Source organism: Amycolatopsis thermalba (genome assembly GCF_003385215.1).
In the GTDB taxonomy this organism is placed as follows: Bacteria; Actinomycetota; Actinomycetes; order Mycobacteriales; family Pseudonocardiaceae; genus Amycolatopsis_E; species Amycolatopsis_E thermalba.
Genome location: NZ_PQHW01000016.1, coordinates 77,402 through 84,299 on the forward strand (window position 1 = coordinate 77,402; position 6,898 = coordinate 84,299).

General features: G+C 73.9%; 7 protein-coding genes. 2 read left to right on the forward strand and 5 right to left on the reverse strand.

Translation table 11 applies throughout. From position 1 onward, the window contains the following. Position 1: 1 nt before the first annotated feature. Both miaA and D0D15_RS09850 read right to left on the reverse strand, forming a co-directional pair. A complete protein-coding gene (gene miaA / locus D0D15_RS09845; RefSeq protein ID WP_094007502.1) occupies positions 2-901 on the reverse strand; it encodes a tRNA (adenosine(37)-N6)-dimethylallyltransferase MiaA in 900 nt (299 codons plus the stop codon). Further along, positions 898-1,581 carry a class III extradiol dioxygenase subunit B-like domain-containing protein gene (locus D0D15_RS09850; protein ID WP_094007501.1) on the reverse strand — a complete coding sequence of 228 codons (684 nt, stop codon included), beginning with the start codon at positions 1,579-1,581 and terminating at the stop codon, positions 898-900. The genes miaA and D0D15_RS09850 overlap by 4 nt, the downstream gene beginning before the upstream one ends. Before the next feature lie 247 nt (positions 1,582-1,828). On the opposite strand from D0D15_RS09850, the gene D0D15_RS09855 reads away from it, so the two are divergent. Beyond that, positions 1,829-3,139: a DUF349 domain-containing protein gene (locus tag D0D15_RS09855; protein WP_094007500.1), complete on the forward strand. Its 1,311-nt coding sequence runs from the start codon at positions 1,829-1,831 to the stop codon at positions 3,137-3,139. Positions 3,140-3,189: 50 nt separating this feature from the next. On the opposite strand, the gene D0D15_RS09860 is transcribed toward D0D15_RS09855, so the two are convergent. Then, entirely contained in the window at positions 3,190-4,185 is a 996-nt protein-coding gene (locus tag D0D15_RS09860) for a hypothetical protein (RefSeq protein ID WP_094007499.1), read from the reverse strand. Between the two features lie 63 nt (positions 4,186-4,248). Between D0D15_RS09860 and D0D15_RS09865 the strand changes: the two genes are divergently transcribed. After that, positions 4,249-4,848: a TetR/AcrR family transcriptional regulator gene (locus D0D15_RS09865; RefSeq protein WP_094007498.1), complete on the forward strand. Its 600-nt coding sequence runs from the start codon at positions 4,249-4,251 to the stop codon at positions 4,846-4,848. Here D0D15_RS09865 and D0D15_RS09870 read toward each other — a convergent pair. Next, a complete protein-coding gene (locus D0D15_RS09870; RefSeq protein ID WP_094007497.1) occupies positions 4,797-5,519 on the reverse strand; it encodes a DinB family protein in 723 nt (240 codons plus the stop codon). The two genes, D0D15_RS09865 and D0D15_RS09870, sit on opposite strands and share 52 nt — an antisense overlap. Positions 5,520-5,523: 4 nt before the next feature. After that, positions 5,524-6,708 carry an MFS transporter gene (locus tag D0D15_RS09875; RefSeq protein WP_233157416.1) on the reverse strand — a complete coding sequence of 395 codons (1,185 nt, stop codon included), beginning with the start codon at positions 6,706-6,708 and terminating at the stop codon, positions 5,524-5,526. Positions 6,709-6,898 lie beyond the last annotated feature (190 nt).

Here is a 6,898-nt window from a genome sequence, read left to right on the forward strand (position 1 = left end):
ACTACTGGTCCACCACGGAGAGCACCCGCTCGGCCACGTCAAGATCGGCACCGTCGAACCACCGGATCCGGGCGTCCCGGCGGAACCAGGATCGTTGCCTGCGAACGAATCGGCGCGTCGCCTGCTTGGTCGCCTCGGCCGCGGCGGCGAAGTCCCGGTCGCCGTCCAGCTCGGCGAGCACCTGCTGGTAGCCCAGCGCCCGCGACGCGGTCCTGCCCTCCCGGAGCCCGCGCTCGGCCAGGGCCGCGACCTCGTCGACCAGTCCCGCCGCGAACATGCGGTCCACCCGCAGCTCCACCCGCCGGTCCAGGTCCTCGGTGTCCCGGTCGATCCCGATCAGCACCGCGCCGTAGCGCGCCGGACCGGGTTCGGGCAGGTTCGCGGAGAACGGTTGCCCGGTGATCTCGATGACCTCCAGCGCGCGGACGATCCGGCGCGTGTTGGTCGGCAGGATCGCGGTGGCCGCGGCGGGATCGAGCCTGCTCAGCCTGCTGTGCAGGGCCGCGGCGCCGGCCTGCGTCGCCTCGGCCTCCAGGCGCGCCCGCACCGCCGGGTCGGTGCCCGGGAAGCGGAGGTCGTCGAGCACGGCCTGCACGTAGAGCCCGGAGCCGCCGGCCAGCACCGGCACCTTGCCCGCGGCCAGCAGGCGCTCGATGACGGCCCGCGCGTCGCGCTGGTAGGCGGCGACGGAGGCGGTCTCGGTGACGTCGAGGACGTCGAGCAGGTGGTGCGGCACGCCGCGCCGCTCCGCCTCGGGGACCTTGGCGGTGCCGATGTCCATGCCGCGGTAGAGCTGCAGGGCATCGGCGTTGACCACCTCGCCGCCGACCGCGCGGGCGATCGTGATGGCGAGGTCGGACTTCCCGGTGGCGGTGGGGCCGACGACGGCGATCGGCTTCATCCGCGCTCCCACACCGCGACGTGGTAGCCGACGCCGAACGGCGCCGCGGAGTAGAGCAACTCGGCGCGCCAGTCGTCGCCGGTGCCGGCCAGGACCTGCCACGGCGCGCGCCCGCCGGCGCCGAGTTCGGCGGCCAGTCCGGGGTCGAGCGCCCGCAGCGCGGCGGTGTCGGCGCTGCCCAGCGCGCGGGCGACGGCGTCGTCGAAGGCGGGGGCGCGGTCGTCCTCGCTGCCCGGGGACCTGGGGCCATGCCGGTTCGAACCGTCGCCGAGCACGAGCAGGCCGGTCCGGTCGCCGTGGGCGAGGTGCTTGCCCAGGCGCTCGCACTCGGCCGGGTCGCCGCCGGCGAGGTGCACGCGCACCGACCCGGCGTCCGCCTGCTCGCGCAGCCAGGCCGCGACCAGCGCGGGCAGCGGGAGGTCGGCGGGGGTCGCGGGCCCGGCGGTCAGCGAGACCGGAACGTCGACCCCGTATCCGCGGAACGACCCGGACGTAGCGGGTTCGATGACCCGTTCGTGGTCACCGGCGCCGACCGCGACCCACTCCCGGGTGACGGCGGCGAGACGCGCCACCGCGGTGCGGCAGGCCGCGCGCAGCGCCTCCAGCTCGGCGTTCGCACCCGGGGACAGGGCGGGCACGAGCAGCGGGGGCTGCGGTACCACCACGGCTTGCACGATCACACCCGTCGAGGTTACCGGCAGCCACTCTCGGGCAACCCGCGGACACGGAGCGCAGCGAGATCGACGATCACAGCGATCCCACGTGGTCCGGAAGTAGAATCACCCGCTCCGACCCCCCAACCGAGTACCACGAGCGGCGCTGAACTGCTTGAATGCGGCCAGAGGGAACGAAACCCGCATGACCCGGCCCCGCGCGCCCGCGGGGCGCCCGCCACCAGGCGGGCCGACAGGCGATAAGGAGCCTGCGATGTCCGACGAGAACACCGGCACCCCGGCACCCCACCAGGTGCCCCACGGCCACACGCCCGCCGCCGGTCACGGCGCGCCGGTCCCGCCGGCCGAGCCGCATCCCTCCCGCTGGGGCCGCGTGGACGACGAGGGCAACGTCTACGTCCGGACCGCGGACGGGGAACGCACCGTCGGCGTGTGGCAGGCCGGCTCGCCGGAGGAGGGACTGCTGCACTACGCGCGGCGCTTCGACGACCTGCGCACCGAGGTCGAGCTGCTCGGCACCCGGCTGTCGTCCGGCGCGGGCGACCCGAAGCACGCGCTCGCCACCGCCACGCAGTTGCGGGAGAGCCTGCCGACGGCGGCCGTCGTCGGGGACCTCGCGGCGCTGTCGGCGCGGATCGACCAGATCGTCGCGCACGCCGAGACCGCGCTGGCGGCGGCGAAGCAGGAGCGCGAACAGGCCCGCGCGGCCGCGGTCGGGCGCAAGCAGGCGCTCGCCGAGGAGGCCGAGAAGATCGCCGCCGAATCGGTGCAGTGGAAGGCCGCGGGCGACCGGCTGCGCGCGATCCTCGACGAGTGGAAGACGATCAAGGGCGTCGACCGCAAGACCGACGACGAGCTGTGGAAGCGCTTTTCCAAGGCGCGCGAGGGGTTCAACCGGCGCCGCGGGTCGCACTTCGCCGAGCTGGACAAGCAACGCGCGGCGGCGAAGGCCCGCAAGGAGGAGCTGATCGCGGAGGCCGAGGCGCTCGCCGACTCGACCGACTGGGGCCCGACCGCCGGGCGCTACAAGGAACTGATGGCGGAGTGGAAGGCCGCGGGCCGGGCGCCCAAGGAGGCCGACGACGCGCTGTGGCAGCGCTTCCGCGCCGCGCAGGACGCGTTCTTCGCCCGCCGCTCGGCGACGTTCTCCGAGCGTGACGCCGAGTTCGCCGCGAACGCCACGCGCAAGGAGGAGCTGCTCGTCGAGGCCGAGAAGATCGACCCGGGCGCGAACCTCGACGCGGCGAAGGCGCAGCTGCGGCGGATCCAGGAGCAGTGGGACGAGATCGGCAAGGTGCCGCGGGAGCGGATCCGCGAGCTGGACGGCCGGCTCAAGGCGGTGCAGGACCGCATCCGCGCCGTCGAGGACAGCCAGTGGCGCCGGAGCGACCCGGAGGCCCAGGCGCGGGCCGCGCAGTTCCGCGAGCGGGTCGAGCAGTTCGAAGCGCAGGCCGCGAAGGCCCGCGCCGCCGGCGACGAGCGGCGCGCCAAGAAGGCCGAGGAGCAGGCGGCCCAGTGGCGGGAGTGGATGCAGGCGGCGGAGCAGGCGGTCGCGGACCGCTGAGTCGTTCGTGGTGACGGCCCCTTCCCGGGTGGGAGGGGCCGTTCTCGTGCTCAGTGCTCCCCGTAGTACTCGCCGATCGCGGCGAACGCGGCCTTCGGTTCCCAGGGCAGGCCGTCGCGGTCGGCGAACACCTTCACCACGCCGTAGCTGGCCAGGTCCAGGTCCTGGCACGGGTCGCCGCCGGGGCGGTGGACGTGGTCGTACAGCGCGAAGGTGAACACGAACGCGCTGTCCACCCCGGCGGCGTCGAACGTCTCCAGCAGCTCGCGCAGGTACGCGGCCTGGCCCTCCTCGTCGCGCTCGTAGACGCCGTTGAGCCGGACCGGGCCGTCGTCGTCGTACTCCACCGCGTCCAGACCACTCGCCCCCAGATCGCCCGCGCCGCGGTAGGTCGCGGCGCCGAACTCGGTGATCGCGACCGGTTTGCCCTGCGCGACGAGGACCCGGACCCCGTCGGCGAAGCGGTCGGCGATCTCGGCCGTCCGGTACAGGTCCACCGAGACGAAGTCGAACGGCGTCCAGTCGACGCGCTCCAGCTGCACGGACGCGTACGTCACCAGGCCGCCGAAGCGTTCCCGCACGACGGCCACCGCCCGGGCGAGGAAATCGTTGATCCGGCTGGCGACCTCGCCGATGTGCTCCCGGTTGTCCAGCAGTGACGCGACGCGCTCCCGGGCTCCCTCGCCGGGCAGGAAACCCTTGTTCATCAGGCTCAGCTCGGCGCCGGCGACGAACACGACCTCGGCTCCCCGCCTGCGGATCCGCTCGGCGCGCTCGGCGCAGTCCGCGAACAGCTTCAGCGTCTCCGCCTCGGTCAGCTCCAGCGGATAGGGCGAGAACCAGACCTCGAGGCCCATGTCCGCGGCGCGGGTCGCGGCGAACTCCAGCCGTTCCGGGTCGCCGCCCGTGATCCGCACGGCGGTGCAGTGCAGGTCGTCGCGGATGGTCCGCAGCTCGCGCTCGACCAGCTCCGGGTCGAATCGCGTCCGGGAGCACTTCCCGTTCTGCACGAAACCGGTGTCGTAACTGATGCCCTTGGCTCGCATGTGTCATCTCCTCCAATAAGGTACTGTCGGTACCCTAACAGAGATAAGGTACTGTGCGTACCCATGGAGTCCAGGACACGGCGGCGGGGGGCCGCGCTGGAGGACGCGATCCTGCGGGCGGCGGCGGACGAGCTGACCGAGTCCGGGTTCGCGGGGCTGACCATGGACAAGGTCGCCGCGCGGGCCGGCACCAACAAGAACGCGATCTACCGCCGCTGGCCGAACCGGCTGTCCCTCGGGGTCGCGGCCTACCAGCGGCTCACGAAGTCGGTGCCGCTGCCGGACACGGGCAGCCTGCGCGAGGACGCGCTCGAACTGCTGCGCGGCGCCAACCGTCACTGGAGTTCCCCGCTGGGCGCGATCCTGCGCGAGCTGATCTCCGCGGCCGGTGGTGCGAGCGAGCTGCTGTCGCAGCTGCAGGACCCGGGCGAGGACGCGGCCGCCCCGTGGCTGACGATCCTCGAGCGGGCCGTCCAACGCGGCGAAGCGGCACCGGGAGCGCTGCGCCCGAGGATCGCCACGGTGGCGATCGTGTTGCTGCGCAACGAGTTCGTGGTGCGCGGCGTACCCACCGCCCCGGACGACGTGCTGGTCGAAATCGTGGACGAGGTCTACCTGCCGCTGGTCCGCGCCTCCAGCACGCCCAGGTCCCGCACGGCGTAACGGCGGTGCTCGCACTCCTCGTTCATCACCACGCGCAGACATTTGCCCACCGGGTGCGGCTCCGCGGGGTAGCCGGGCGCCGGTGATCGGCGGCAGGGCCGGGACAGCTCCCCGTCGGTGAGGCCGCCGACGATGCGCCGCACCAGCCCCATCCGGTCCGCGCGGACTTCCAGGACCTCGTCGAGCGCCGGACGCGCGCCGACGTCGACACCGAGCAGCGTCTCCGGATCCGGGTAGGACGTCTGCGGCAGGGCCAGCCGGTGGTAGGGCATCGGCTGGTCCAGGATCGTCCGGCTCACCCAGGCGTCCGTCGCGAAGACCAGGTGCCGCAGGGTTTCCACGAACGACCACTCGCCGTCGACGCGCTCGTGGAGCAGCTCCCCGGGGAGCCGGCGTGCGCGGGCGAGGGTGTCCGCCCACAGCGATTCGATGGTGCCCCACATCGCCCGGAAGTCCGCGGGCGTCTCCATCGTCCGCAGTTGCACGCGCTCGGGGTGGCGGCGGTCGAGTTCGGCTTCCACGAAGTCCGTGACGTCCACGTCGTTGACCACGAACCGGGCCAGGTCGCCCGAGATGGACACGTCGTACAGTCGCGAGTCGGCGATCTTCAGCCCGCTCAGGTCGCAGGTGCGGAAGGTGGAGCCGGTGAGGTCGGTGTCCGCGATGTCCACCCCGTCATGATGGCGCCGTCCGGTGGCGTAGCGCCACGCCCGCGCCGGTCAGGAACGCCAGTCCCGCCGCGCTGCCGAGGATCACCGGCGGCGTGGTCACCTGCGTGAGGAGCGCGAACACGTACGGCGCGCAGAACCCGACGTAAGTCAGCGCCCACCACACCGACGCGAGCCGGGCCAGGCCCTCCGGCGGGGCGATCCGCGCGATCTCCGTGAGGCCGAACGTCACGCACAGCCCGTACCCGCACCCCAGCACCGCGTCGGCCAGCAGCGCCACCGCCGGCTGTGCCGACACCGCCGCGGCGAGGCCCAGCAGCATCCCGGTTCCGATGGCGGCCAGCCCGATCAGCGCGGGCAGCACGACGGCGCGCGCCGCGAGTTGTCGGCCGACCGGCTGGATCAGCAGCCCGGCCCCCAGCACGACCGCGATCGCCACGCCGGCGAACACCGTCTCGGCCTCCCCGAGACGCGACTCCACCACCGACGGCAGCACCGCGAACCCGGTCGCGGGCGCGGCGAACACCCACGGCGCCACCGGCACCACCGTCCGCCGGAACCGCGGGTCGCGGATGCCGGTCACCCGCTTGCCCGGCACCACCCGCGGCGCGGTCTCCGGCACCTTGAGCGCCGCGACCAGGACGACGGCGGACAGCACGAGGTGCGGCAGGTACGCCACGTCCAGCGGCGCCCACTGCGCGATCAGTGCCGCGACCAGGCCCCCGATCCCGAACCCGGCGGACAGGAACAGGCTGGCCCGCCGCGCGCCGGTCCCCTCGGCGGCGTCGTCGTGCGGCGGGTGCGACAGCTCCTTCACCCACGCGCTGCCCGCCGCCAGCACCGCGCCCATGGCGAACCCGGAGCCGAAGCGTCCCACGCCCAGCCACGGCACCCCCACCTCGCCGAGCAGCAGGGCCCCCGTCGCGAGCACCGACAGGACGACCGCCCCCAGCACGACGGGCCGCCGACCGAAGCGGTCCGCGCCGGGTCCGCCGAGCAGCAGCCCGGGCACCAGCCCGACGATGTAGATCGCGAACAGCCCGGTCACGGTCGCCGCGGACAGGCCCATCTCGCGCCGGTAGGCCCCCAGCAGCGGCGAGAACTGGTTGGCGCCCCACCCGGTGGCGGTGATGAGCCACGCCGCGCGCGGCCACACCCGCCGGGTCACGGGCAGCACGGCAGACTCGGTCATGGCATCGGTTCTAACGCGCGCGGGCGCGCGGGAACCGGGACGTTCAGAAATTCCGAACGGGGCTGGCCGCGCCGAACGGCGAGCGCGGCGGGGCAGCCCCGTCGGCTCGGGTGGTGGGCACGGGGGCAGAGCGAAGCCGCAGCGGGGTGGGGTGGGGTGGAGCACGCAACGCGGCGGGCGGGCGCAGCGC

Excerpts from the sequence above, each read along its gene's own strand:
- miaA (WP_094007502.1), bottom strand. The coding sequence starts at position 901 with ATGAAGCCGATCGCCGTCGTCGGCCCCACCGCCACCGGGAAGTCCGAC.
- D0D15_RS09855 (WP_094007500.1), top strand. The coding sequence starts at position 1,829 with ATGTCCGACGAGAACACCGGCACCCCGGCACCCCACCAGGTGCCCCAC.
- D0D15_RS09860 (WP_094007499.1), bottom strand. The coding sequence starts at position 4,185 with ATGCGAGCCAAGGGCATCAGTTACGACACCGGTTTCGTGCAGAACGGG.
- D0D15_RS09865 (WP_094007498.1), top strand. The coding sequence starts at position 4,249 with ATGGAGTCCAGGACACGGCGGCGGGGGGCCGCGCTGGAGGACGCGATC.
- D0D15_RS09875 (WP_233157416.1), bottom strand. The coding sequence starts at position 6,708 with ATGACCGAGTCTGCCGTGCTGCCCGTGACCCGGCGGGTGTGGCCGCGC.